Here is a 21,951-nt window from a genome sequence, read left to right as displayed (position 1 = left end):
TATGAGCACCAGCGAAACTTCTGCAAACAAACCCGGGCGCAAACCCTGGAATAAGCGGCGCATGGCGCTGGGCGCGCTGGCTGCCGGCGCTTTGGGCGCGGCCTTGTTGCGCCCGCGTGACGCCGGCGCCCCGCATGGCAGTTATTTCAAATTGCTGACCGATGCGCTGCGCCTGGCCGGCATGGCGCAGCCGGTTTTATTGATCGACAAAAACCGCCTGCTCGCCAATCAAACCGCGATCCGTCACCATATGACGATGATGAAGCAGCCCATGGCCCTGCGCCTGGTGGCCAAGTCCCTGCCCTGCCAGGCGCTGCTGGACTCGCTGATTTTGCAGATGCGCACGCCGCGTTTGATGGTGTTCAATCTGCCGTATTTGCAGCATCTGGCCGCTTTGGGTGAAAAAGCGGTGCGGCCTGACCTGGATATTTTGCTGGGCAAGCCTTTGCCGGCAGCGGCGGCGGCGCGTTTTTACCGCGAGATGCGCGGCGCGTTTGATGATCAACGCCAATTGCAATGGTTGATTGACAGCCCGGCGCGCCTGACGCAATACCAGCAACTGGCGCAGCAGCAAAAACGCCGTCTGCGCGTGAATCTGGAATTGGATGTCGGTTTGCGGCGCGGCGGCTTTGCCGATCTCCAAGCGCTGGGACAGGTTTTGGAGCAGATCCGGAAAGAACCGCTGCTGGAATTTTCCGGCATGATGGGGTATGACGCGCACATTCCCAAGCTGCCCTTGCAAAGCTTGCGCGACGATGCGCTGGCGCACGCCAAAAAGGTGTATCAGGATGCCTTGCAACTGGCTCTGCAAACGCTCAAACCTGCGCATGGCGGGCGCGATTGGACGCTCAACGCCGCCGGTTCGCCAACTTATCGCCTGCATGATGGAAGCGGGGCGGCGAATGAGGTGGCGATTGGCTCTGCTTTTGTGAAACCGGGTGATTTTGATACGCCGCTGTTGCAAGAACTCAAAGCGGCCTGCTATATCGCCACGCCGGTATTGAAAGCGGGCCGCGAGTTCGCCATGCCGTATGGGGTGCAGGCGTTGGGCGGTCTGGCGCGCGCCTGGGACCCGAACAGCAATCAGGCGTATTTCATTTACGGCGGGCAATGGCTGGCTGAGCCGGTGTCGCCAGCCGGTCTCTCCGCTTCCACTTTATATGGGACATCTTCCAATCAACAGATGCTGCAAGGCTCAGGCGCACAAGGGTTGCAGGTGGATGACTGGGTGTTTTTCCGGCCGCGTCAGAGTGAAGCGCTGTTTAGCCAATTCGGTGCGATTGCCTTGTTTGATACGGGACGGATTACCGATTTCTGGCCGGTCTGGCCGGCGCAAGCTTGAACTTCCAAGGGGGACAAAGCATGAACTGCAGCAAGTTTTTCGGCATCGCGCTGGCCTTGTGTGCGCAGGCGGCCAGCGCGGGCAATGGGCCGGTGCAGGGGCAGGATTTGGCCAAGGGTTTATGGCTGACGGCGGATAAGGCGGCGGTGATTGAATTCGCGCCCTGTGCTGATCAGGCCAGTGCGCTGTGCGGCAAAATCGTCTGGGATAAAGAAGCCGGCACGCCGAATGATGATTGCGGTCTGCAGATCGCCAAGTTGAAGGAATATAGCGATGAGGCCTGGCGCAATGGCTGGGTGCATGATCCACGCAGCAAGAAAAATTATAAGGCGGTGCTGCGTGTGAAAAATGATGTGCTGCATTTGCGCGCCTTTGTCGGCGCGGAATTGCTGGGTGAGACTGAGGAAATGAGCAAGGTGACAAGCTTGCCGCCCGGCTGCAAAAAATAGAATTGCTGGCAGGAAGAAGGCAGATAGCGGACGCAGATCCGCCGTGCAAATAACCTCAAAACAGGGAGACCCCAATGAAAGCAGCATTTTGCAGCATGGCCGCGTGTGGCCTGATGATGGCCGCCGCCACTCCGGCTGTGGCCGCCGATGAGCCGAAAATCCAGAGTTATGTACTGGACATTGAAGCCAAAATCTTAAGTGAGCGCCGCAATCGCGGCACGTCTGACACCTTCAACCGCCCCGGCGCGGAACTCAATTTCACTTTGGCGCATGAAAGCGGCTGGGTCGGTCTGCTGACCCTGGGCAGCGTGAAAAAAGAAATCTTTCCCGATTCAAATGGCTGGCAGATTCTGGCCGCCACCGGCTATCGCTGGGGCAAGCCGGATGCCTGGCGTTTTGGCGTCGGCCTGGCGCAAGAGTGGTTTCCATCCGCCAAATTAAATGGCCTGCCGTCCGGCATTGATTGGAGCATACCGGCCCCGACCGGTTTGGCCAATACCAAGTTTGACACTACCTATGGGGTGTTTGAATTCGGCTATGGCGCACTGGAGGGACGCTATCTGTATGTGCTGTCCAAGGATTTGCGCGGCAATAACACTGCCACGATTTGCGGTTCGCTGTATCTGCCGGCGGTGCTGGCGGGCGGCGACCCGTCCCAAGCCATGGATTGTTATGGCAGCGGGATGAAACATAGCGGCGGCACGCATTTACTCGACCTGGATTACAAACACCGCCTGGATGGTCAGAGCAAATTGCTGCTGCATCTGGGCTATCAGAAATTGCGCAATTTTTCCGGCGGCGATATCTGGGACTGGAAGATTGGCGTGACACATCAACGCTTCGGTTTGGAGTTCGGCGCGGAAGTGGTGGGCGCGCGTCTGCGCAATGCCGCATATGGCGTGGCGTTTGATGCGAATCGGCAGAGTCACCGGATTGATAAGACGGCATTGGTGCTGTCGCTTGCTAAAAAATTCTGAGGGGGCAGACTCCAGCTCCTTTGTGGCTTAGCCGGTGTCGAACGCTGTCGCTTCGCTCACTCCTGCCTGGGTGAGCGTGGCCGGGTCGGGCGGGTGTGGTTTCCTTTTTCAGTTTGTTTTTTTCCTTTTTTACAAAATGACGGCGCAATGCCGTCTGTGTCAGACACGGGCCAACGCGGCCCGTGGCCCCGGCGCTGCGCCATGCAGCCCTCCTTTGCCGCTTGATTTTCACCTCATGACTTCGCTGTAGCAGCACGCCGTTTCTGCTGTATCCGCTGTATCTGTTGTTGCACTACCGGAATGCCGGGGCGTCTCCCCGTGACTGTCCCTGGCGTATATCAATTATCAGAACAAGAGAGTAGAGAGCATGCATACCGCACTGAACACCCCTATTGCGCGCCGGCTGAGTCTGGCAGCGCTGCTGTCTTTTGCAAGTTTTTCCGCCGCCGCCGACCCCTATCTGGTCGGGCGCGGCATGAGTGATATCACCGGCGAAGCTGCCGAAGTGGGCATGATGGGCTATGCCAATCTGAGCCAGGTGGCGCACGGCATCCATATGCGCCAACGCGCGCGCGCCTTCATTGTGCACGACAGCGCTAATAATCAGCGCGTGGTGTTTGTCAATAACGACCTGGGCATGGTGTTCCAGGGCGTGCATCAAGCCGTGCTGGCTCAGCTGCAAGCCAAATACGGCAATCTGTATCACGCCGGCAATGTGGTGCTGTCGGCCACCCACACGCATGGCGGCTCCGGCGGTTTTTCCCATTACGCCCTGTATAACTTCACCACCTGGGGCCATAATAAACGCACGTTTGACGCCATCGTGTCCGGCATTGTGGCGGCGATTGATAAGGCGCACCGCGATCTCAAGCCGGGCAGCGTGAGCATCGGCAAAGGCGAGTTGCATGACGCCAGCAATAACCGCTCCATGCCGGCGTTTGAACGGAATCCGGCGACTGAGCGCGCCGCAATGGGCACGCATATCGACCCGGAAATGACAGTTTTGCGCTTCAAACAGGGCAATACCGATGTCGGCGTGATTTCCTGGTTCGCCACTCATGGCGTCTCGATGTCGCTGCAAAACCAATTGCTGACGCCCGACAATAAGGGCTATGCGGCATGGCGCTGGGAACACGATATCAAAGGCGTGCGCTATAACCGGGCGGATGATTTTGTGGCCGCCTTTGCGCAGAGCAATGCCGGCGATATGACGCCGAATCTGCATCTGGATGGGACAGGCCCGACTAAAAATGAATTCGACAATACGCGCATCATCGGCGAGCGCCAATTGCAAAAAGCGCTGCAAATCTATCACGGCGCGCTGGAAGGTTTGAGCGGCCCGGTCGATTACCGCCAGAAATATGTCGATTTTTCCAATGTCACGGTGGAGGCCCGTTTTACCGGCGCCGGGCAGCAGCGCACCTGTCCCGCAGCCGTGGGTTCGGCGTTTGCCGCCGGCACTGAAGACGGGCGCGGGCTGGATGGTTTTAATGAGGGTGATTTGAAAGGCAATCCCTTCTTTAATTTCTTAGGCGGGGTGATCGCTCCGGCCCCGCAATGGGTGCACACCTGCCAGGCCCCCAAGCCGGTCTTGCTGGCCACCGGCATGCAAAGCCCCTACCCCTGGACGCCGGAAGTCTTGCCGGTGTCGATTTTGCGCATCGGCCAGATGGCCATCATCGCCGCACCCGGCGAATTCACCATCACTGCAGGGCGCCGCATCAAACAAACTGTGCGCGCGGCCATGCCGGAACTCAAGCATGTGGTGTTCGCCGGCTATGCCAACGCCTACGCCGGCTATGTCACCACGCCGGAAGAATATGAGGCCCAGCACTATGAAGGCGCCTCCACCCATTTCGGCAAGTGGACGCTGCCGGCGTATCAGCAAAGTTTTGATGAATTGGCGCGCGCCATGCAACAAGGCAAAACCCTGCTCAATCCCCTGGCGCCGCGCAATCTGGCGGATAAGCAAATGTCTTTCCAAACCGGGGTGGTGTTGGACAATGTGCCGATTTTCAAGAGTTTTGGCCAAGTGGTGACAGACGCCGCCGCCAATTACAGCCGGGGCCAGCGGGTGTACGTCGAATTCTGGACCGGGCACCCGAAAAACAATCTGCGCCAAAACGGCACATTCCTCGAAGTGCAGCGCTGGAACGGGGCCGGCTGGAGCGTGGTGGCGACGGACAGCGATTGGAGCACTATGTACCGCTGGATCCGGGTCGATCCGGTGTGGGGCACATCCAAGGCTGGCATCAGCTGGGATATTCCAGCCGACACCCTGCCCGGCACGTATCGCATCGTGCACTATGGCGACTATAAAAATGGCTGGAACGGGCGGATTTACGGTCTGTCCGGCGCAAGCCGCCATTTTGCTGTGAACTGAGGCGATTCACGAGCAAACACAGCCGGGCGCACTGCGTCCGGCTGTATGCAAAATAGCAACAAATTTGCCCCCAATATGCATGCGCCACAAAAAAAGCGCTGTTATCCGTCTGCGCCTGCAAAGCCGGTGCTAAAGTGCGCTGGATATGTTCAAGACTTGTGGAGACAGCATGCACACCCGAATTTCCCTGCCGCAATTATTCAGTCTTGCCGCCCTCGCCTGCATCGGGCCGGCGGCGCACAGCGCGACCATGTTGGGAACGGTGTTGGATAAAACCGGCAATCCCGTGATGGATGCGGTGATCTACGCCATGCCAGCGGATAATGCGCCGCTGCCCAAACCGGTCGAAGGCGCGCCATTAGTGGTCACGCAAGAGTATTACACCTTCAACCCCTATGTCAGCGTGTTGCGCACAGGCGGCGCAGTGCGTTTTGCCAACCGCGATCCGCACGAACACCACATCAAATCCTTTTCACCCGCCAAAAGCTTTGAATTGCGCATCGCCGGCAAAAAAGATGACAGCGCGCCGGTGCTGTTTGAAAAAAGCGGCGATGTCGCCCTGGTCTGTCATTTCCACGACTGGATGCGCGGCTTTGTGCTGGTGCTGGACACGCCCTGGTTTGGTAAAACCGATAAGAGCGGAAATGTGGTCATCAACAATCTGCCGCCGGGCAAATACGATATCCGCGCCTGGGCGCCCAAAATGATAGGCGAGCCGCCGATGCAAAGCCTGCAAGTGGCGGCGAATGATCCGGCGGCGGTCAAATTCCAGCTCAATTTCATCCCGGCGCCGGCGCCAAAACCGGTGTTTTCCCGCAAACGCAATGACTATTGAGGAGGCGGCATGCGCATCCCGGCTCTGTGTTGCAGTCTCTTCTTAGGCTTGTGCGGCTTGTCGCACGCAGCCCCTGATCAAGGCAAGTTATTAGCCACCGGCGGCGTCTCGCAAGTCGAAGGGGCTGGCGGCGGCGGATTGACGCCCTGGGCCTTGATCACCGGCTACGGCACACGCGACAGCTATGGCGGCAATTTGCACGCCACCCGCGTGCAAACGCAAGACTATGCCCTCAACACCTATGGCGCGGCAGTCGGCATTGCCGACCGTTTTGAGATTTCCCTGGCGCGACAGGAATTTTATGGCAGCGTGGCGCCGCTCGATAAGCTGCGTTTGCAGCAGGATATTGTGGGGTTGAAATGGCGTTTCGCGGGTGACGCCGTGTATGCGCAAGACAGTGCGATGCCGCAATTGGCGCTTGGTTTGCAATACAAGCGCAATGGCAGCGTGGGCGGCTTAGGCGCCTTGGGCGTGGTCAATGTCAAGCAATTGGGGGCCAAGGATGACAGCGGCGTGGATGTGTATTTATCCGCCACCAAACTGCTGTTACAACACAGCCTGCTGTTAAACGGCACGCTGCGCGCCACGCGCGCCAATCAAATGGGCTTGTTGGGTTTTGGCGGCGATAAAAATGATGATTATCGGCTCAAACTCGAAGGTTCAGCCGCCTGGCTGATCAACCGGCATTGGGTGGCCGGGGTGGAATACCGGATGAAACCGGCCAATCTGTCGCTGGACAAGGAAAAAGACTACTACGATCTGTTCCTGGCCTGGTTCCCGAACAAACATTTCTCCGCCACCCTGGCCTGGGTGAATTTGGGCGATATCACCATCCTCAACCCGAAACGCCAGCGCGGCTGGTATCTCTCGCTGCAAGGCGGATTTTAAGAGGCGCCATCATGAGAACCTGCCAGACATTTTTCGCCGCCCTGCTGTTGAGCCTGTGCAGCCTGCTGCCGGCGCACGCCGATGACAGCTTGTACCGCGCTTTAGGCGAGCGCGAAGGCATCGCGCGTTTTCTGGATATTTTTGTGCAACTGGTGCAAAACGATGAGCGCATCAAACACCAGTTCAAAGAAACCAATTTTGATTTGCTCGCACGTCAGTTAAACACCCAGATCTGTCAGCTGGCCGGCGGCCCCTGCCAATATGGCGGCGATGATATGAAAAAGGTGCACAAGGGCATGGGCATTGATGAATTGCAATTCAATGCCCTGGCGGAAGATTTGCAAACCGCCATGATGCAAGCCGGCGTGCCGGCCTCGGCGCAAAACAAATTGCTGGCCAAATTGGCGCCGATGCATAAAGACATTGTGAGTAAATAATCCCGCCGCGCCGCCCCCCTCCCGGGCGGCGCCATACCGCTTGCCCTGGCACAGGCGCTGCGCCCACTGCAGCGCGCCAACTCCCACGGCCTGGACATTGCATACCAGTTGCAATACCAATTTAATGCCAATACAATCCATGCGCCAGGTCTGTCACCAACACCTGGACTGCATGCGACAAGTTTTGCCGCAGCAGACTTCATACCATCACAGGAGAAATAAGAATGAAAAAATTGTTCGCCGCAGCATGCTTGCTGCTCGCCGGCAGCGCCATGCCCGCATTCGCTGCTGAAACCCGCTATTACCAAATCTGGGGCGGTGCAGAAGTCGGGCCGGAGTATTGCAATCAAGTCTGGCCGGGTTCGCAATTCAATGGCTTGCGCCAGGGCTTTGGCGGGTATTATTTTATTTCTTGCATTAAATATTAATCGACAGCTTCGGCGCAGCCCAGTCTGCGCCGAAGCTGCGTTGCATGGTGCGACAACAGCGTCAGCACAAGCGCGTTATGCTTTGGAAATCATGCTTTTATGTGCGCCACACCGGTAAGCCAGCCAATTGGCGCTCGATTACCAGATCCTCCTCAAGCCAGATATAGCCATCTTCTCCGCCTAATACTTCTGGCGCAAATGCGGCCAGATAATCCTCATTTTCAGCGCCTTCAATATCAAACTGCCGTGCAAATACGCCTCCCTGGATTTGGTGCGGTATGACATCCTGCATGTCTGGATAAGGCCGCGCGCGTGGCATATAGCCTTGCGCATGCAAGGCCCCGCCAACGAACAAAGCGGAGTCGTTATAATGCCCGATGATATAACCCTGTGCGCTGACATGGCCATGTACAAATGTTGACATGCCGCCACGCAACCAATTCCGCATCGTCATATTGCCGCGCACAAGCAGGATGGGCAATCCATGGTAATCACAATCCAGCAAATCACCCGTAACCGTTAAATCCCCATCGATAAAAAGACATGCCAGATTGCGTGCTTCATACCAGTGGCTGGAATTTTTTTCATGCTTGGTGAGCAGCAAGTCGCCATCAATCCGCATGGCCGGCAAGATTGCCATTTGCATCTGCGCCACTTCTTGCTGCAGATAGCGCAACACACGCCAGCCATCATCAGGCAGATTGAGCGCACATTCATGCAGGGCGGAAATCGCACGTATGCTCTGACAAGATTGCAGCAGTTCTTTATAGTCCATAGCGCTTTCGTTCAATGATACATTGTGCAGCAGTGATCGCTTTGAGGCGGCCATGCACTGCCCATCGTTTTTTGGCATCCCCTCTGCAGAGTCTGGAAAAGGAAAATCCTTGTGTTGGGCAGCTTGGCCTGTTGTTTCAGCGCCAAGGGGGCGCTGTGTTTTGGCTGGGCCAGAAGCAAAAGCCGCAGCATGCGCATGCACAAGTTTGCACTTGCACAAGCACGCTGCGTCAACACCTCAGGCACAGGTAAACTGCGCCACTCTTTCCAATTTGCGCAAATACGTCACGCCATCGCCGACATTCAAATATCCTTGCGCGTCCAGCGTAAAAGAGCGGCTTTGCACGGTGCCGGTGTAGGCCCGCATCACATCGGCCTGCACGGTGAGCAAGAGCGTGCCGCTGTTCGCATGGTCGCCGGCTTGCACCTCGTATGTGCCGAAATAAGCGAAGGGATTGGGGGTGGAAAAACTCTGCAATAACAAGTCCATCGGCGGCTGCCAGGGCGCGGCGGGACTGAGCCAAGCCGGCTGCGGGTCGCCTGAGAACGGATCTTTTGGAATCGCCAGCGCAGGATTGGGGTAAATCAGCAGACTGAAATTGCCCGCCGGGTCAAACACCCAATATCCCAGCGGCGGTTTGCCCCAGGGGTAAGTGCGCTGCGCCTCATCCGCCGGATCGTCGCCGGCGTCCCAGGCTTCCACCATTTTCCAACTGCCTTGCACATGTGCTGTCGTCATCTGCTCTCTCCATAGGGCTTGATGATAAAAACCCGCTGCGGCTTGCGCCGTGTGCGGGACAGATGGCCCATTCTGGCACAGGACGTGCGGCTTGCCTACTCCCAGCGCTGACCGGGCGGCAGCATGCCGCCAAAACAGACCCGCAGCATGTGGCGGATAATCTCTTCTTTTTCCATCTTGGCAAAGCGCAAGAGATATTCCACCGCCGGATCGCAGCTGCGCGCGTAATACGAAAATAAAATCACATCGCTGGGCAGGCTCGCATCCAGCTGGCCTTGCTGCTGGGCTTGCTGCACCATTTTTTCCAGCATCTTATTGAGTTTCATCACTTTGGTGATATAGCCCAGATTTTTCATCAGCATGTCGCGCACGGCATTGCTGGTGGACGGCAGGAAGGGCAAGCCGCCATCCAGACGCACGCGCAAGGCCCATTCCAGCAAAGCCGCCAGGCGTTGCAATGGCGTCCATTCGGGCGCATGGCCGGCCAAATGATCCAGCGCGCCATCCAGCAGGCGGATCATGCAAGCCCCCACCAGCTCGTCTTTCGACTTGAAATGCTTGTACAAACTGGGTTTGGAGATGCCGATCTGCCCGGCCACGTCGTCCATTGTCATCAGATCAAAGCCCTTGGCCGCCAGCACCTGGGTGGCGGCGTCCAATATGGCGTCTTCACGCAGTTTGAATGCATGATCTTTGAAGCTTAATTTGCCAAAAATACTCATCGGTAGATTTTCCTACTCATCAGTAGCGTTTTTTCCAGAATGGTATTAATATTACCAGCATCGTAGCGATGCAGCAATCCAAGATCATCCCGGCCTTGGCAGCGGCAGCGCTTTGCCTGAAGAAAAAACAGCTATGCAAACTTATCCAAACAGACAAAAAGTGGCGGTGGTGGGCGCCGGTATTTCCGGTCTGGCGGCGGCCTGGGCGCTGCGCCAAGCGCATGATGTGAGCTTATTTGAAGCCGCCGCCTATGCCGGCGGCCACACCAATACTGTGGATGTGCAGCTGGAGGGCCGGCAAGTGGCGGTGGATACCGGCTTTCTGGTCTTCAATGACCGCACTTATCCGAATCTGCTGGGTTTGTTTGCCGAATTGGGGGTGGCCAGCTTCGCCAGTGAAATGTCGTTTGGCGTTTCGCTTGAAGATGGCGCGCTGGAATGGGCCGGGAGTAATCTGGATAGCGTTTTTGCGCAGCGCAAAAATCTGATTTCGCCGCGTTTTTGGGGCATGTTGTCCGATATCTTGCGCTTTAACCGCTGCGCCGCCGGCAATCTGGCCCTGAGCCAGCAATCACAAATCACGCTGGCTCAGTTATTGCAGCAAGGCGGATATGGGGCCGCCTTTGCGGATGATTATTTGATTCCGATGGCGGCGGCGATCTGGTCTTCTTCGGCGCAGGATATTTTGCAATTCCCGGCCAGCACGTTTTTGCGCTTTTGCATGAATCATGCGCTGCTGCAAATCAATGACCGGCCGCAATGGCGCACGGTGCAAGGCGGCGGGCGCGAATATGTGAAAAAAATACTGGCGCAATTATCTGATGTGCGCCTGAATACGCCGGTGCAGGCAATCAGCCGGCGCGGCGCGCAAGCCGTGGTGCGCAGCAAGGGGCAGGATGAATTATTTGATGCGGTGATTTTAGCCACGCACGCGCCGGACAGTCTGGCTTTATTACAAGATTGCAGCGCGCAAGAGCGGCAGATTTTAAGCCGCCAGCGCTATCAGGATAATCTTGCGGTATTGCACACCGACGCCAATCTGATGCCCAAGCGCCGCAAAGTCTGGTCAGCCTGGAATTATCTGGCCAGCCGCAAGCAAAACAGCGCGCGCGCAGTGTGTGTGACGTATTGGCTTAACCGCTTGCAAAATCTGCCGCTGCAAACCCCGGTTTTAGTGAGTTTGAATCCTGAGCGCGAAGTCGCGCCGGATAAGATTTTGGCGCAATTTCATTATGCGCACCCGGTATTTGATCAAGCCGCGCTGAATGCGCAACAGGATTTGACCCAGATTCAGGGTAAAAACCGGATCTGGTTCGCCGGAGCCTGGCAGGGTTATGGTTTTCATGAAGATGGTTTGCAATCAGGTTTGCGCGCAGCGGCAGATTTCACTGCCCTGCCCGCCTGGGCCAGTTTGCGGAGGCTGTGATGGAACAGCCTGCAGCCTATCTTTTATCTGCGCGCGTGATGCATGAAAGACGGCGCCCGGCTGTGCACCGTTTTGCTTACCGGGTATTTTGTCTGCGTGTGAATTTACGCAAATTGGATGCTTGCCAAAATGCCTTATTCGGTATTGATAAGGCGCGCATTATTTCCTTGCGGCAAAAAGATTATGGCGCGCGCGATGGTTCGCCGCTGCTGCCCTGGATTGAACAGCTGTTGCGCAGCCACGGCATAGCAGCGGATGGCGATATCTGGCTGCAAACTTTTCCGCGCATTTTCGGTTTTGCTTTTAATCCGGTCAGTTTCTGGTATTGCCATGGCGCCGATGGCGCGCTGCTGGCGGTATTGGCGGAAGTGAATAACACTTTTGGCGAACACCATTTTTATTTGATGCACCAAGCTGGCGGCGCCATGACGCATGAACAAATGCCGGTTTGTGAGAAAAAAATGCATGTCTCGCCGTTTTGTGAAATTCGCGGCGCCTATCGCTTCCGTTTTGTCGAAACCCAAAGCCATGCCGCTGTGAATATTCATTATCACGATCAACCTGCGCGCAGCGATTTGCCGGCGCTGTTGCACGCCACCCTGTGCGCGCGCAAACAAGCGCTGAATTGGCGCAATCTGGCGCGCGCGCTGTTGGCGCAACCCTGGCAAGCGCTGGCGGTCGTCGTCCAAATTCATTGGCAAGCGCTGCTGTTGTGGCGTAAGCGTACCCCTTTCTTTTCCCATCAGCCCAAGGCTGATTCCTGGATCACTGTCGAGGAGAATATCAAGTGAGCGCAAGTCTTTCCCAATCGCAGCCTTTGCATGCGCTGCCTGCCACCGCCCGTCTTTTTTTGCGCATGCTGGAAAAAATCCGCTGCGGCGCCTTATCGCTGGTGACGCCGGATTCCCAGCATTTGCATTTTGGCCAGCATCAGGCCGGCGAACCGCAAGCCTGGCTGTATGTGCATGATTGGCGCGGCATTCAGGCGCTGTTACGCAGCGGCGATATCGGCTTTGCTGAAGCTTATAGCAAAGGCTGGCTCAGTACGCCGGATTTGAAAACCCTGCTGAGTTTGGCCAGCCGTAATGAGGCGGCTTTACAGCAAGCCTTTTCCGGCAACCGGCTGGCGCAGTGGTGGTATCGCTGCAAAGCCTTATTGCGCAGCAACAGCAAGCGCGGCAGCCGGCGCAATATTCATGCGCATTATGATATCGGCAATGACTTTTATGCCCTGTGGCTGGATCAAAGCTGGACTTATTCCAGCGCTTTATTCGGCGGCGATTATACGCTCGATCTGGCGCAAGCCCAGGCGCAAAAATATCAGCGCATCATTGATGTGCTGCAATTAAAAGCCGGCATGCAGGTGTTGGAAATCGGTTGCGGTTGGGGTGGTTTTGCCGAATATGCCGGCAAACAGGGGATTGCGGTGCATGGCATTACGATTTCACAAGCGCAACTCGGTTTTGCCCAGGCGCGTATTGCACGCGCCGGTTTGCAAGATCTGGTGAAATTGGAATTATGCGATTACCGTGATTTGCGCGGGCAATATGCGGCGGTGGTCTCAATCGAAATGTTTGAAGCGGTCGGTGAAAAATATTGGCCGCAGTATTTTGATGTGCTCAAACAACGCCTCTTGCCCGGCGCGCGCGCGCTGGTGCAAAGCATCACGATTGAGCACGCGCGCTTTGCCAGTTATCGCGCCAGCGCGGACTTTATTCAGGAATACATTTTCCCCGGCGGCATGTTGCCCAGCCCGGAAGAATTCAAACGTCAGGCGCAATTGCGCGGTCTGCAACAAAAAGAGTGTTTTGCTTTTGGCCGGGATTATGCCGAAACCTTGCGCCGCTGGCGCCAGTCGTTTCATGCTGCGCGTGAACAGGTGCTGGGTATGGGCTTTGATCAGGCATTTTTACAAATCTGGGATTTATATCTGGTGTATTGCGAAACCGGATTTGATGAGGAGCGCACCGATGTTTGCCACTTTCTGCTGGAAAAACCAGCCTAAGTATTTTCTCTGTCTGGCGCTGTGTTTTTTGATGAGCGCGCCGGCTTTGGCCTGGCGGCATGAATTGCCGCAGGCGAAATTATTAGGCAGCGGTGAATTCCGCTGGTTTGGTTTGCGGATTTATGAAGCCAGGCTGTATGCGGCGCACGCGCCGTTTGATCCTGCGCGTTCTTTTGCGCTGGAATTGACCTATCAGCGCAACATCAGCAAAGAGCGTTTTGTGCAAGCCAGTCTGGATGAAATGCGCCGCATTTTCGGCGCCAGCTTGCAAGCTTATGATATGGCGCGCTGGCAGAGCTGGATGGAGCAGGCGTTTGCCGATGTCAGCCCGGGCATGCAATTAACCGGGGTGTTTGTGCCGGGTTTCGGCTGCCGCTTTTATTTACAGAACGCCTTGCGCGCTGAAATTGCCGACCCGGTGTTTGCGCAACATTTTTTCGCCATTTGGCTGCATGAAAACAGCCGCGATCAAGCCTTGCGCCGGCAGCTGCTGGGCAGCGCAAGCCAGGCGCCTGAGCAGGGGAGAATGAAATGAGTCAACACTTGATGGGGTTGCGCCTGCGCGGCTGGCTGCTGCTTTGCCTGTGTCTGGCCTTGATCAGCTGCAGCCATGATGACGCCTTGCGCTACCGCGAACGCGGGCCGGCGTTTGATGTGGCGCAGTTTTTCACCGGCAAGGTGCAAGCCTGGGGCATATTTCAAGCGCGCGATGGGCATGCGGAGCGCCGTTTTTCAGTCATGATTGACGGCAGTATGCAAGATGGCATCCTGGTGCTTGATGAGCAGTTTGTGTTTGACGACGGCAAGCGTGAGCAGCGCGTCTGGCGCTTGCGTCAGCAAGCCGACGGCAGTTGGCGCGGCACGGCGGGCGATGTGGAAGGCGAGGCGGTAGGCGTGGTGAGCGGCCCTGCCCTGCACTGGCGCTACACCCTGCTGCTGCCATATCGCGGCAGCAGCATCGCCATGCAGATGGATGATTGGATGTTTATGCTGGATGCGCAACATGTGATGAACCGCACCAGCATGCGCAAATTTGGTCTGGAAATGGGCCAGGTGACGCTGTTTTTCAGGAAACTGTCATGAAAACGGCGCTCTTTCGCTGGCCCTGGTGGCGGCCTTTGAACACGCCGATCACGGATTGGCGCGGCAAACGCGTCTGGCTTTTGGGCGCTTCCAGCGGCATCGGCGCGGCCTTGGCGCAGGAATTATTGGCGCGCGGCGCGAAAGTCGCGCTGTCGGCGCGCAATGCGCAGGCGCTGCAAGAGCTGGCCGCGCGCTGGCCGCAACAGGCGCTGGCGCTGCCGTTTGATGTGGCCGGGGGCGATTGGGTGGCAGCGCGTGAAGAATTGGCGAAGACCTTTGGCGGCCTGGACTTGGTGGTGTTTAATGCGGCGCAATATGCGCCTGAGCGCAGCTGGGAGTTGGATGCGGGGCGCGCGGCGCATACTTTGCAGGTGAATTTGACCAGCGTCTATCAAGGCTTGTCGGCGATCTTGCCGCTGCTGCTGGCGCAGGGTCAGGGCGGCGTGGCCCTGGTCGCCAGCGTGGCCGGTTATGTCGGTTTGCCGCAAGCCAGCGTATATGGCCCGGGCAAGGCGGCGCTGATTAATCTGGCGGAGATTTTGTACAATGATTTGCACCGGCGCGGCCTGGATGTGTATTTAATCAATCCCGGTTTTGTGAAAACCGCGCTGACAGATAAAAACGATTTTCCCATGCCCTGTTTGCAAACCCCGCAACAAGCCGCGCTGGCGATTTTGCAGGGTTTTGCGCATGGCGCTTTTGAAATCCATTTCCCGCGCCGCTTTTCGACTGTGGTGAAATGTTTGCGCCTGTTGCCGTGGCGCTGGCGTTTTGCTTTATTTGCGCGCTTGATGAAAGTATGACGATGCAGGCTCCCCCGTTTGTGATTGGCGCGCCGCACCCGGTGCATGCCGTGGCGCAGTGGTATCAGGAGTTAAGCCCGCACAGCCTGGGCCGGCTCAGCGCTTTGTATGCGGCAGAGGCGCGTTTCAAAGATCCGTTTAATGATGTCAAGGGTCTGGCTGCGATTGAACAGATTTTCCGCCATATGTATGCCAGCACTGAGCGCCCGCATTTTGTGATGTTGCAGGCGTTTGGCGCCGGCGATCAGGGTTTTGTGCGCTGGGAATTTTACTTTCACGCCAAGCGGCGCGATTGGCGCATAGAAGGCTGCACCTATTTCACCTTTGATGCACAGGGCAAAGTATCCCTGCATCGTGATTATTGGGATGTGGCGGAGGAATTTTGGCAAAAGATCCCGCTGATCGGCGGCCTGGTGCGGTGGCTGCGGCGGCGTTTTCAAACGCCGCCGGCCTGACGCAGATCACGCGGTATCACTCATCGCGCGCGCCGGCAATCCCCAATTCCTGAATTTTACGGGTGATGGTGTTGCGCCCGATGCCTAAGCGCACGGCAGCGTCATTTTTGCGGCCATGGGTGTGTTTCAAGGCCATTTTGATGACGGATGATTCAAACTGGCGCGCTAACACATCCATCACATTCGCCTCGCTGTTTTGCAACATGCGGGTGGCTTGCGCCTCCAGCAATTGCAACCAGCTGACCAGCTGCGCTTCGCTCACGGCCTCTGCCGGCGTCAGGTGGTGATTCTGGCTGTGGCTTGCGGCAGGCGGGGGCGGCGGCGTTTCGCTGGCCTGCTCTTGCAATAATTCCGCCGGCAAGTCTGACACTTCGACCGTCTGCGCCGGCGCCATCACGGTGATCCAGTTGCACAGATTTTGCAATTGCCGCACATTGCCGGGGAATTCCAGATTGCACAGGAATTGCATCGCCGCTTCGCTCAGGCGCTTGGCTTCGCCGCCCAGCTGGCGCGCGGATTGCTGCAAGAAAAAGCGCGTCAGTAATGGAATATCTTCGCGCCGCTCGCGCAAAGGCGGCAGACGCAGGCGGATCACGTTTAGGCGGTGGAACAGGTCTTCGCGGAACTGCCCTTCTTTGACGCGCGCTTCCAGATGTTGATGGGTGGCGGTGATCACCCGCACATTCGCTTTGAGCGGCTGATGCCCGCCGACGCGGTAAAAATGCCCGTCTGAGAGCACGCGCAGCAAGCGGGTTTGCAAATCAAACGGCATATCGCCGATTTCATCTAAAAACAGGGTGCCGCCTTCGGCTTGCTCAAAGCGCCCGCGCCGCGTGGCTTGCGCACCGGTGAAGGCGCCGCGCTCATGGCCGAATAATTCCGATTCCAGTAAATCTTTGGGAATCGCGGCAGTGTTCAAGGCGATAAACGGTTGCGCGGCGCGCGGGCTGTGTTTGTGCAACGCGCGCGCCACCAATTCCTTGCCGCTGCCGGACTCGCCGGTAATCAAGACGGTGACATTGGATTGCGATAAACGGCCAATCGCACGAAACACTTCCTGCATCGCCGGGGCCTGGCCCAGGATCTCGGGCGTTTCCATGCTGCCGCTTTCGACCTCGGTCTCGCGCAAACTCTCATCGAGCGCGCGGCGGATCAATTCGACCGCTTTATCGACATCAAACGGTTTGGCCAGATACTCGAAAGCGCCGCGCTGAAACGCCGCGACTGCGGAATCCAGATCGGAAAAGGCGGTCATGATGATCACCGGCAAACCGGGGAATTTTTCTTTCACCAGTTGCAACAGCTCAAGGCCGGAGGGGCCGGGCATGCGGATGTCCGAGACCAGCACTTGCGGGGTTTCGTCGCGCAAGGCGGCAATCGCATCGCGCGCGCTGGAAAAACTGCGGGTGGCGAGGTTTTCGCGCGCCAGCGCTTTTTCCAGCACCCAGCGGATCGACTGATCGTCATCGACTATCCAAATTGGTTTCATCTCATTCTCTTTCGTATTTTGCAAAGTCGCAGACGCCTGTATTGAAGGCAGATGCGCCTCACGGCAGCGGAATCAGAATGCGGAAGTCGGTTCTGCCCGGTTCACTTTCGCATTCAATGCTGCCCTGATGCTGCTGCACAAAAGTTTGCGCCAATGTCAGGCCCAAACCACTGCCGCCTTCACGTCCGGAAACCAGGGGGAAGAACATCCGGTCGCGGATGTGCTCCGGAATCCCGGGGCCGTTATCGATGATATGCAAATCCAATGCCAGCTTGTAGCGTTGCTTGGCCAGCGTGACCTGGCGCGCCACCCGGGTCTTGAAAATCAGCACGCCCTCCCCTTGCGCAATGCGCTCGGACAGCGCTTGCGCGCCATTGTGGGCGATGTTTAAAACGGTTTGAATCAATTGTTCCTGGTCGCCGCGAAATTCAGGAATCGAGAGATCGTAATCGCGTTTAATTTCAAGACCAAAAGGAAATTCCGCCAGAATCAGGCTGCGCACCCGCTCGCACACTTCATGGATATTCACATCGCCCACAATATGCGGGCGTTTGTGCGGAGCCAGCAGGCGATCAACCAGGGTTTGCAGGCGGTCGGCTTCTTTGATGATGACCTGGGTGTATTCGCGCAGCTCTTTGAGTTGGCGCTCGGGCAATTCGAGTTCCAGCAATTGCGCCGCGCCACGGATGCCGCCCAGGGGATTTTTGATTTCATGCGCCAGATTGCGGATCAGCTCTTTATTCGCCTGACTCTGGTCAAGCATACGCTCTTCGCGGTCCTGGCGGATTTGCTGCACATTTTCACGCAACTCAATCAACACCGGGGTCTGGCTGTCTTGCGCGGTGACGGTGACATGCACATGCAAGGCCGCTTTGCCCTGGCGCAGCAGGGTGAAATCCTGGCGCATATCGGCAAACAGCTGCAAGCGCGCCTGGCGGCAGATCTCTTCCAACTGCGCGCCATTGGCGAACAATTCGGGCAGACTGAGCTGGCGCAAGACGCGCGCTGAACTCTCCAACATATCTTCTGCCGCCGGATTGGCGTAACAGATTTTGCCGTCTTCCCCCAGGGCCAACACTGCCAGCGCGAGTAATTCCAGTCCGGCAAAGCGTTGCTGCAATTCGCCTGACAGCGCTTTGGCGCTGTTTGCGGCGGAAATTTTCTTTTGCATCTGGCTCTCTTTCAAGTGCTGCATACAGGCTGTTGCGCCTGCTGTCTGCAAAAAAAAGGGCCGCTTGCGCGACCCTTTTGCGCCATGCGCGAACTCACTTCAAATTGGCGATCTCGCGTTTCAAGGCTTCCACATTCTTTTCGGTGCGGCTGATGTCATCCCGCATTTTCTGCACCCGCTCCTGATACTTGGCGAAGTTGGCTTCATCGCCGCGCCGCTCCGGGTTGCCGCCGTTGAATTCGCGCTTGAGATCGGCCAGCTTTTTCTCTTCGGCGTTTAATTCTTCCTGGAAAATCTGGCGGCTGTCGGTGTCGCGCTTTTTCTGGGTGGCGCTGTCCACTTTGGGGAAATCACTCGGGGTGCTGGCGCTTGCACCATCTTTGCCTGTTTTCGCTGCACCATCTTTGGGCGCCACGCGCGCTTTTGGTGCATTGACAGTGGTGATGGTTGGCAACTCGACTTTCTTACAGCCCTTGGTGATGCCCGTGTTCTTGTATTCCTTTTGTCCTTGTTCATTGATGCACAGATACACATCCTGTCCATCTTGCGCCAAAGCCGGATTGCAGAACCATGCCTGCAACATCAAAGGGAGGGTGAGGAAAATTTTTTTCATGACAATCTTTTCGCAAAAACACAGTCACGCCAGTGTAAGCGATGTCAGCGCTGCATGACACCGGCTTGCGCTGCTCTGGGGCAAATATGCAACAAGCACACAGGTCAGCTGCCTGGCGGGGCCGCTTTGGAAGTCCGGCGCCGGCTGCGCGGGACGAAAAAAAGGCGGGAAGGCCCAAGCCCTGCCCGCCAACCACAAAACACCTCAAAACAACTGGCGCTTACCCCTAAACACCAGCTGTCGGGCCACGGCAAAAAACACCGTGGGTGCTACAGTACTACAAACTGCGCGCTGCAACAGTGTGGAATTGTTACAGCGCATTACCGCTTAACGCCTTGGCGCGGGCTGCCCCCTTTGCTTGCAGCCCGCAGCCGCTGGATTACAGCGAGTAATACATGTCGAACTCAGCCGGATGCGTGGTCATGCGGATGCGCTGCACGTCCTGCATCTTGAGTTCAATATAAGCGTCGATCATGGAATTGGAGAACACGCCGCCACGGGTCAGGAATTCGCGATCTTTGTCCAGCGCTTCCAGCGCTTGTTCCAGCGAAGAGCAGACGGTCGGGATCAGCGCATCTTCTTCCGGCGGCAGGTGGTACAGATCCTTGGTGGCCGGGTCGCCCGGATGGATCTTGTTTTGCACCCCGTCCAGGCCCGCCATCAGCAGCGCGGCGAAGCACAGATACGGATTGGCCAGAGGGTCCGGGAAGCGCGCTTCAACGCGGCGGGCTTTCGGATTGGCGACGTGCGGAATACGGATCGAAGCCGAACGGTTGCGCGCCGAGTAAGCCAGCTTGACCGGGGCTTCATAGCCCGGCACCAGACGCTTGTAGGAATTGGTGCCCGGATTGGTGATCGCATTCAGTGCGCGCGCATGTTTGATGATGCCGCCGATATAGTACAACGCGAATTCAGACAGGCCGGCATAGCCGTCGCCAGCGAACAGATTCTTGCCGTCTTTCCACACCGATTGGTGCACATGCATGCCGGAACCATTGTCGCCGACGATGGGCTTGGGCATGAAAGTGGCGGTTTTGCCATAGTTGTGGGCGACGTTCCAGATCACATATTTCAGATTCTGCGTCCAGTCAGCGCGCTCGACCAGGGTGGAGAACTTGGTGCCGATTTCATTTTGACCGGCGCCGGCCACTTCATGGTGATGCACTTCAACCGGGATGCCCAGGGCTTCCAGAATCTGGCACATTTCCGAGCGCATATCGTGGAAGGAATCGACCGGCGGCACTGGGAAATAGCCGCCCTTGACGGCGGGACGGTGGCCCGGGTTGCCGCCTTCCGGATCGGCATCGGTGGACCAGGACGCTTCGGCGGAATCGACTTTGACGAAGCAGCCGGACATATCGATTTTCCAGCGCACGCTGTCAAAGATGAAGAATTCGGGTTCCGGGCCAAAATAGGCGGTGTCGCCCAGGCCGGAGGATTTCAGATAGGCTTCAGCGCGCTTGGCGATGGAGCGCGGATCGCGGTCATAGCCTTTGCCATCGCCCGGTTCGATCACATCACACTGCATAAACAGCGTGGTTTCTTCCATGAAGGGGTCGATGTTGGCGGTGTTCGGGTCCGGCAGCAAAATCATGTCGGAGGCTTCGATGCCTTTCCAGCCGGCAATCGAAGAACCGTCAAACGCATGGCCGGATTCAAATTTGTCGATATCGAAAGCAGAGATGGGCACGGTCACATGCTGTTCTTTGCCGCGTGTGTCAGCAAAGCGGAAATCAACAAACTTGACTTCATTATCCTTTGCCATCTTCAATACTTCTGCGGGTGTCATTGCCATGCGAAATCTCCTGTCTGAGTGGGTGAAGCGGGGGCTTTATGCAAGCCGCCCGGCGGGGCCGCATCATTATGCAGCTTAGCCCGGATGCTGTCTCATTAAGCAGATTCCGTGCCACCTTTTGCGATTTGCGCTCAAGCTTGGTTCAAACCGCAGATTGCCGCGCAATTCAGCCGTTTTACCGCTTTTCCTTTTGCCATCCAATCCCGGCTTGCGGTTTTGGCCGAATTTTATTTGGCCAGCCAAACTGGTGCGCCATCATTGCCGGCGCGCACCGCAAGCGTGCGCAAAAGCCACAACGCACCAATCAAGTGCAAACAAGGCTCTAAATTGGTGATTTGCACATATTTGGTGCAATCCATTTCTGTGCAGAGCCACCCTGCCCTTGCAATGCTGCTACACTGGATTATTTTGTCGCAGGAGAAAAAAATGCACCCGCTGTTGCAACAAGCCATGCGCGCCGATCTGCCTTTTGCCGGCGAACTCAGCCCGGCTGATGCTTTTACCCTGATGCTGGAAGATGCTGCAGTGTTGATGATTGATGTGCGCACCGACGCCGAGCGCGCCTGGGTCGGCAAACCTGATCTGCCGCCCTCGCGCATGCATGCGATTGAATGGAACCGCTGGCCGGGCGGGGTGCGCAACCCGGATTTTCTGACGCAATTGCAAAGCGTGGCCAAGCCGGAACAGGCGCTGCTGTTTTTATGCCGCTCCGGGGTGCGCTCGCGCCAGGCTGCGGAAGCTGCGCGCAATGCCGGGTTTATGCTTTGCTTTGATATTTTGCAAGGCTTTGAAGGCGATAAAGACAGCGCCGGGCATCGCAAAACGCTGGGCGGCTGGTGTGTGGCGGGCCTGCCGTGGGTGGGCGCCTGAAGCGCAAACACCTGCTTTGCGCTTTTTCCGCCGGCTTCAAAGCCGGTTTCAAAGTCTGAGCGCACAAAACAAGCGCAAGACAAACATCAGCATGCAAATCAACCCGGCGCAGTGCTCATGGCATGGTAAGGCCAGCGTCGCCAGCCAGGGCGCACCACCTGTCAAGCTTTACAGCTTGTGTGTCATTTTGCAACTGCAAAAAGTGACTTGATGCACTTTTATGTCATATTCCCCAAGTCCCGCCGCAAGCCATTGCGCACGGGGCGC

At 57.0% G+C, this 21,951-nt stretch carries 23 protein-coding genes; 16 read left to right on the top strand and 7 right to left on the bottom strand.

The genetic code is table 11. The annotated features are described in order from the left end of the window. The first annotated feature begins 1 nt into the window (after position 1). The 8 genes from V8J88_RS09175 (at position 2) to V8J88_RS09140 (ending at position 7,739) form a co-directional block, all read left to right on the top strand. Positions 2-1,342, top strand: a complete 1,341-nt coding sequence (locus V8J88_RS09175) for an alanine racemase (RefSeq protein ID WP_338849113.1) — start codon at positions 2-4, stop codon at positions 1,340-1,342. 20 nt (positions 1,343-1,362) lie between these two features. Then, on the top strand, positions 1,363-1,791 hold the full coding sequence (locus V8J88_RS09170) for a DUF2147 domain-containing protein (RefSeq protein WP_338849112.1): 429 nt from the start codon (positions 1,363-1,365) through the stop codon (positions 1,789-1,791). 74 nt (positions 1,792-1,865) lie between these two features. Beyond that, entirely contained in the window at positions 1,866-2,768 is a 903-nt protein-coding gene (locus V8J88_RS09165; protein ID WP_338849111.1) for a TorF family putative porin, read from the top strand. 367 nt (positions 2,769-3,135) lie between these two features. Next, on the top strand, positions 3,136-5,151 hold the full coding sequence (locus V8J88_RS09160; RefSeq protein WP_338849110.1) for a neutral/alkaline ceramidase: 2,016 nt from the start codon (positions 3,136-3,138) through the stop codon (positions 5,149-5,151). A gap of 169 nt (positions 5,152-5,320) precedes the next feature. Beyond that, the gene (locus V8J88_RS09155; protein WP_338849109.1) at positions 5,321-5,986 is read left to right on the top strand and encodes a carboxypeptidase regulatory-like domain-containing protein; all 666 of its coding nucleotides are present in this window, start codon (positions 5,321-5,323) and stop codon (positions 5,984-5,986) included. A gap of 9 nt (positions 5,987-5,995) precedes the next feature. After that, positions 5,996-6,874 (top strand): DUF3034 family protein, encoded by an 879-nt coding sequence (locus tag V8J88_RS09150; protein ID WP_338849108.1) that lies wholly within the window; start codon positions 5,996-5,998, stop codon positions 6,872-6,874. Positions 6,875-6,885: 11 nt separating this feature from the next. Next, positions 6,886-7,311, top strand: a complete 426-nt coding sequence (locus V8J88_RS09145) for a group 1 truncated hemoglobin (protein WP_338849107.1) — start codon at positions 6,886-6,888, stop codon at positions 7,309-7,311. Positions 7,312-7,535: 224 nt separating this feature from the next. Further along, a complete protein-coding gene (locus V8J88_RS09140) occupies positions 7,536-7,739 on the top strand; it encodes a hypothetical protein (protein WP_338849106.1) in 204 nt (67 codons plus the stop codon). 97 nt (positions 7,740-7,836) lie between these two features. On the opposite strand, the gene V8J88_RS09135 is transcribed toward V8J88_RS09140, so the two are convergent. The 3 genes from V8J88_RS09135 to V8J88_RS09125 all read right to left on the bottom strand — a co-directional run bounded on the left by V8J88_RS09135 (position 7,837) and on the right by V8J88_RS09125 (position 9,974). Continuing rightward, the gene (locus V8J88_RS09135; RefSeq protein ID WP_338849105.1) at positions 7,837-8,715 is read right to left on the bottom strand and encodes a hypothetical protein; all 879 of its coding nucleotides are present in this window, start codon (positions 8,713-8,715) and stop codon (positions 7,837-7,839) included. Positions 8,716-8,751: 36 nt separating this feature from the next. Further along, positions 8,752-9,252 carry a lipocalin-like domain-containing protein gene (locus V8J88_RS09130; RefSeq protein WP_338849104.1) on the bottom strand — a complete coding sequence of 167 codons (501 nt, stop codon included), beginning with the start codon at positions 9,250-9,252 and terminating at the stop codon, positions 8,752-8,754. A 95-nt stretch (positions 9,253-9,347) separates the two neighbouring features. Further along, on the bottom strand, positions 9,348-9,974 hold the full coding sequence (locus V8J88_RS09125) for a helix-turn-helix domain-containing protein (protein ID WP_338849103.1): 627 nt from the start codon (positions 9,972-9,974) through the stop codon (positions 9,348-9,350). A 133-nt stretch (positions 9,975-10,107) separates the two neighbouring features. On the opposite strand from V8J88_RS09125, the gene V8J88_RS09120 reads away from it, so the two are divergent. The 7 genes from V8J88_RS09120 (at position 10,108) to V8J88_RS09090 (ending at position 15,746) form a co-directional block, all read left to right on the top strand. After that, positions 10,108-11,400 (top strand): FAD-dependent oxidoreductase, encoded by a 1,293-nt coding sequence (locus V8J88_RS09120; protein ID WP_338849102.1) that lies wholly within the window; start codon positions 10,108-10,110, stop codon positions 11,398-11,400. Next, the gene (locus tag V8J88_RS09115; RefSeq protein ID WP_338849101.1) at positions 11,400-12,191 is read left to right on the top strand and encodes a DUF1365 domain-containing protein; all 792 of its coding nucleotides are present in this window, start codon (positions 11,400-11,402) and stop codon (positions 12,189-12,191) included. The genes V8J88_RS09120 and V8J88_RS09115 overlap by 1 nt, the downstream gene beginning before the upstream one ends. A gap of 65 nt (positions 12,192-12,256) precedes the next feature. Then, positions 12,257-13,405, top strand: a complete 1,149-nt coding sequence (locus V8J88_RS09110; protein WP_338849858.1) for a cyclopropane-fatty-acyl-phospholipid synthase family protein — start codon at positions 12,257-12,259, stop codon at positions 13,403-13,405. Then, a complete protein-coding gene (locus V8J88_RS09105) occupies positions 13,371-13,940 on the top strand; it encodes a chalcone isomerase family protein (protein ID WP_338849100.1) in 570 nt (189 codons plus the stop codon). The genes V8J88_RS09110 and V8J88_RS09105 overlap by 35 nt, the downstream gene beginning before the upstream one ends. Continuing rightward, the gene (locus V8J88_RS09100; RefSeq protein WP_338849099.1) at positions 13,937-14,488 is read left to right on the top strand and encodes a DUF3833 domain-containing protein; all 552 of its coding nucleotides are present in this window, start codon (positions 13,937-13,939) and stop codon (positions 14,486-14,488) included. Before V8J88_RS09105 ends, V8J88_RS09100 begins: the two co-directional genes overlap by 4 nt. Next, positions 14,485-15,291: an SDR family NAD(P)-dependent oxidoreductase gene (locus V8J88_RS09095; RefSeq protein WP_338849098.1), complete on the top strand. Its 807-nt coding sequence runs from the start codon at positions 14,485-14,487 to the stop codon at positions 15,289-15,291. The genes V8J88_RS09100 and V8J88_RS09095 overlap by 4 nt, the downstream gene beginning before the upstream one ends. Then, complete coding sequence (locus V8J88_RS09090) at positions 15,288-15,746, top strand: nuclear transport factor 2 family protein (protein ID WP_338849097.1); 459 nt, start codon at positions 15,288-15,290, stop codon at positions 15,744-15,746. Before V8J88_RS09095 ends, V8J88_RS09090 begins: the two co-directional genes overlap by 4 nt. Before the next feature lie 16 nt (positions 15,747-15,762). Here V8J88_RS09090 and ntrC read toward each other — a convergent pair whose 3' ends face one another. The 4 genes from ntrC to glnA all read right to left on the bottom strand — a co-directional run bounded on the left by ntrC (position 15,763) and on the right by glnA (position 20,814). Beyond that, positions 15,763-17,235 (bottom strand): nitrogen regulation protein NR(I), encoded by a 1,473-nt coding sequence (gene ntrC, locus V8J88_RS09085; protein ID WP_338849096.1) that lies wholly within the window; start codon positions 17,233-17,235, stop codon positions 15,763-15,765. A gap of 58 nt (positions 17,236-17,293) precedes the next feature. Further along, entirely contained in the window at positions 17,294-18,406 is a 1,113-nt protein-coding gene (glnL, locus tag V8J88_RS09080; RefSeq protein ID WP_338849095.1) for a nitrogen regulation protein NR(II), read from the bottom strand. A 94-nt stretch (positions 18,407-18,500) separates the two neighbouring features. Beyond that, complete coding sequence (locus tag V8J88_RS09075) at positions 18,501-19,019, bottom strand: DUF4124 domain-containing protein (RefSeq protein WP_338849094.1); 519 nt, start codon at positions 19,017-19,019, stop codon at positions 18,501-18,503. Positions 19,020-19,398: 379 nt separating this feature from the next. Further along, the gene (glnA, locus tag V8J88_RS09070; RefSeq protein ID WP_338849093.1) at positions 19,399-20,814 is read right to left on the bottom strand and encodes a type I glutamate--ammonia ligase; all 1,416 of its coding nucleotides are present in this window, start codon (positions 20,812-20,814) and stop codon (positions 19,399-19,401) included. 426 nt (positions 20,815-21,240) lie between these two features. Between glnA and V8J88_RS09065 the strand changes: the two genes are divergently transcribed. After that, entirely contained in the window at positions 21,241-21,684 is a 444-nt protein-coding gene (locus V8J88_RS09065; RefSeq protein WP_338849092.1) for a rhodanese-like domain-containing protein, read from the top strand. Positions 21,685-21,951 lie beyond the last annotated feature (267 nt).

Origin of the sequence: Massilia sp. W12 (assembly GCF_037300705.1) — a bacterium.
Classification (GTDB): domain Bacteria; phylum Pseudomonadota; class Gammaproteobacteria; order Burkholderiales; family Burkholderiaceae_D; genus JACPVY01.
The sequence above is the reverse complement of the archived record's forward strand: the minus strand, read 5'-3'. Positions and strand labels throughout refer to the sequence as shown.

Bases quoted from the DNA above. Each gene is read 5' to 3' on its own strand.
- V8J88_RS09175 (WP_338849113.1), top strand. From the start codon at position 2: ATGAGCACCAGCGAAACTTCTGCAAACAAACCCGGGCGCAAACCCTGG.
- V8J88_RS09170 (WP_338849112.1), top strand. From the start codon at position 1,363: ATGAACTGCAGCAAGTTTTTCGGCATCGCGCTGGCCTTGTGTGCGCAG.
- V8J88_RS09165 (WP_338849111.1), top strand. From the start codon at position 1,866: ATGAAAGCAGCATTTTGCAGCATGGCCGCGTGTGGCCTGATGATGGCC.
- V8J88_RS09160 (WP_338849110.1), top strand. From the start codon at position 3,136: ATGCATACCGCACTGAACACCCCTATTGCGCGCCGGCTGAGTCTGGCA.
- V8J88_RS09155 (WP_338849109.1), top strand. From the start codon at position 5,321: ATGCACACCCGAATTTCCCTGCCGCAATTATTCAGTCTTGCCGCCCTC.
- V8J88_RS09150 (WP_338849108.1), top strand. From the start codon at position 5,996: ATGCGCATCCCGGCTCTGTGTTGCAGTCTCTTCTTAGGCTTGTGCGGC.
- V8J88_RS09145 (WP_338849107.1), top strand. From the start codon at position 6,886: ATGAGAACCTGCCAGACATTTTTCGCCGCCCTGCTGTTGAGCCTGTGC.
- V8J88_RS09140 (WP_338849106.1), top strand. From the start codon at position 7,536: ATGAAAAAATTGTTCGCCGCAGCATGCTTGCTGCTCGCCGGCAGCGCC.
- V8J88_RS09130 (WP_338849104.1), bottom strand. From the start codon at position 9,252: ATGACGACAGCACATGTGCAAGGCAGTTGGAAAATGGTGGAAGCCTGG.
- V8J88_RS09125 (WP_338849103.1), bottom strand. From the start codon at position 9,974: ATGAGTATTTTTGGCAAATTAAGCTTCAAAGATCATGCATTCAAACTG.
- V8J88_RS09120 (WP_338849102.1), top strand. From the start codon at position 10,108: ATGCAAACTTATCCAAACAGACAAAAAGTGGCGGTGGTGGGCGCCGGT.
- V8J88_RS09115 (WP_338849101.1), top strand. From the start codon at position 11,400: ATGGAACAGCCTGCAGCCTATCTTTTATCTGCGCGCGTGATGCATGAA.
- V8J88_RS09110 (WP_338849858.1), top strand. From the start codon at position 12,257: ATGCTGGAAAAAATCCGCTGCGGCGCCTTATCGCTGGTGACGCCGGAT.
- V8J88_RS09105 (WP_338849100.1), top strand. From the start codon at position 13,371: ATGTTTGCCACTTTCTGCTGGAAAAACCAGCCTAAGTATTTTCTCTGT.
- V8J88_RS09100 (WP_338849099.1), top strand. From the start codon at position 13,937: ATGAGTCAACACTTGATGGGGTTGCGCCTGCGCGGCTGGCTGCTGCTT.
- V8J88_RS09095 (WP_338849098.1), top strand. From the start codon at position 14,485: ATGAAAACGGCGCTCTTTCGCTGGCCCTGGTGGCGGCCTTTGAACACG.
- V8J88_RS09090 (WP_338849097.1), top strand. From the start codon at position 15,288: ATGACGATGCAGGCTCCCCCGTTTGTGATTGGCGCGCCGCACCCGGTG.
- ntrC (WP_338849096.1), bottom strand. From the start codon at position 17,235: ATGAAACCAATTTGGATAGTCGATGACGATCAGTCGATCCGCTGGGTG.
- glnL (WP_338849095.1), bottom strand. From the start codon at position 18,406: ATGCAAAAGAAAATTTCCGCCGCAAACAGCGCCAAAGCGCTGTCAGGC.
- V8J88_RS09075 (WP_338849094.1), bottom strand. From the start codon at position 19,019: ATGAAAAAAATTTTCCTCACCCTCCCTTTGATGTTGCAGGCATGGTTC.
- glnA (WP_338849093.1), bottom strand. From the start codon at position 20,814: ATGGCAATGACACCCGCAGAAGTATTGAAGATGGCAAAGGATAATGAA.
- V8J88_RS09065 (WP_338849092.1), top strand. From the start codon at position 21,241: ATGCACCCGCTGTTGCAACAAGCCATGCGCGCCGATCTGCCTTTTGCC.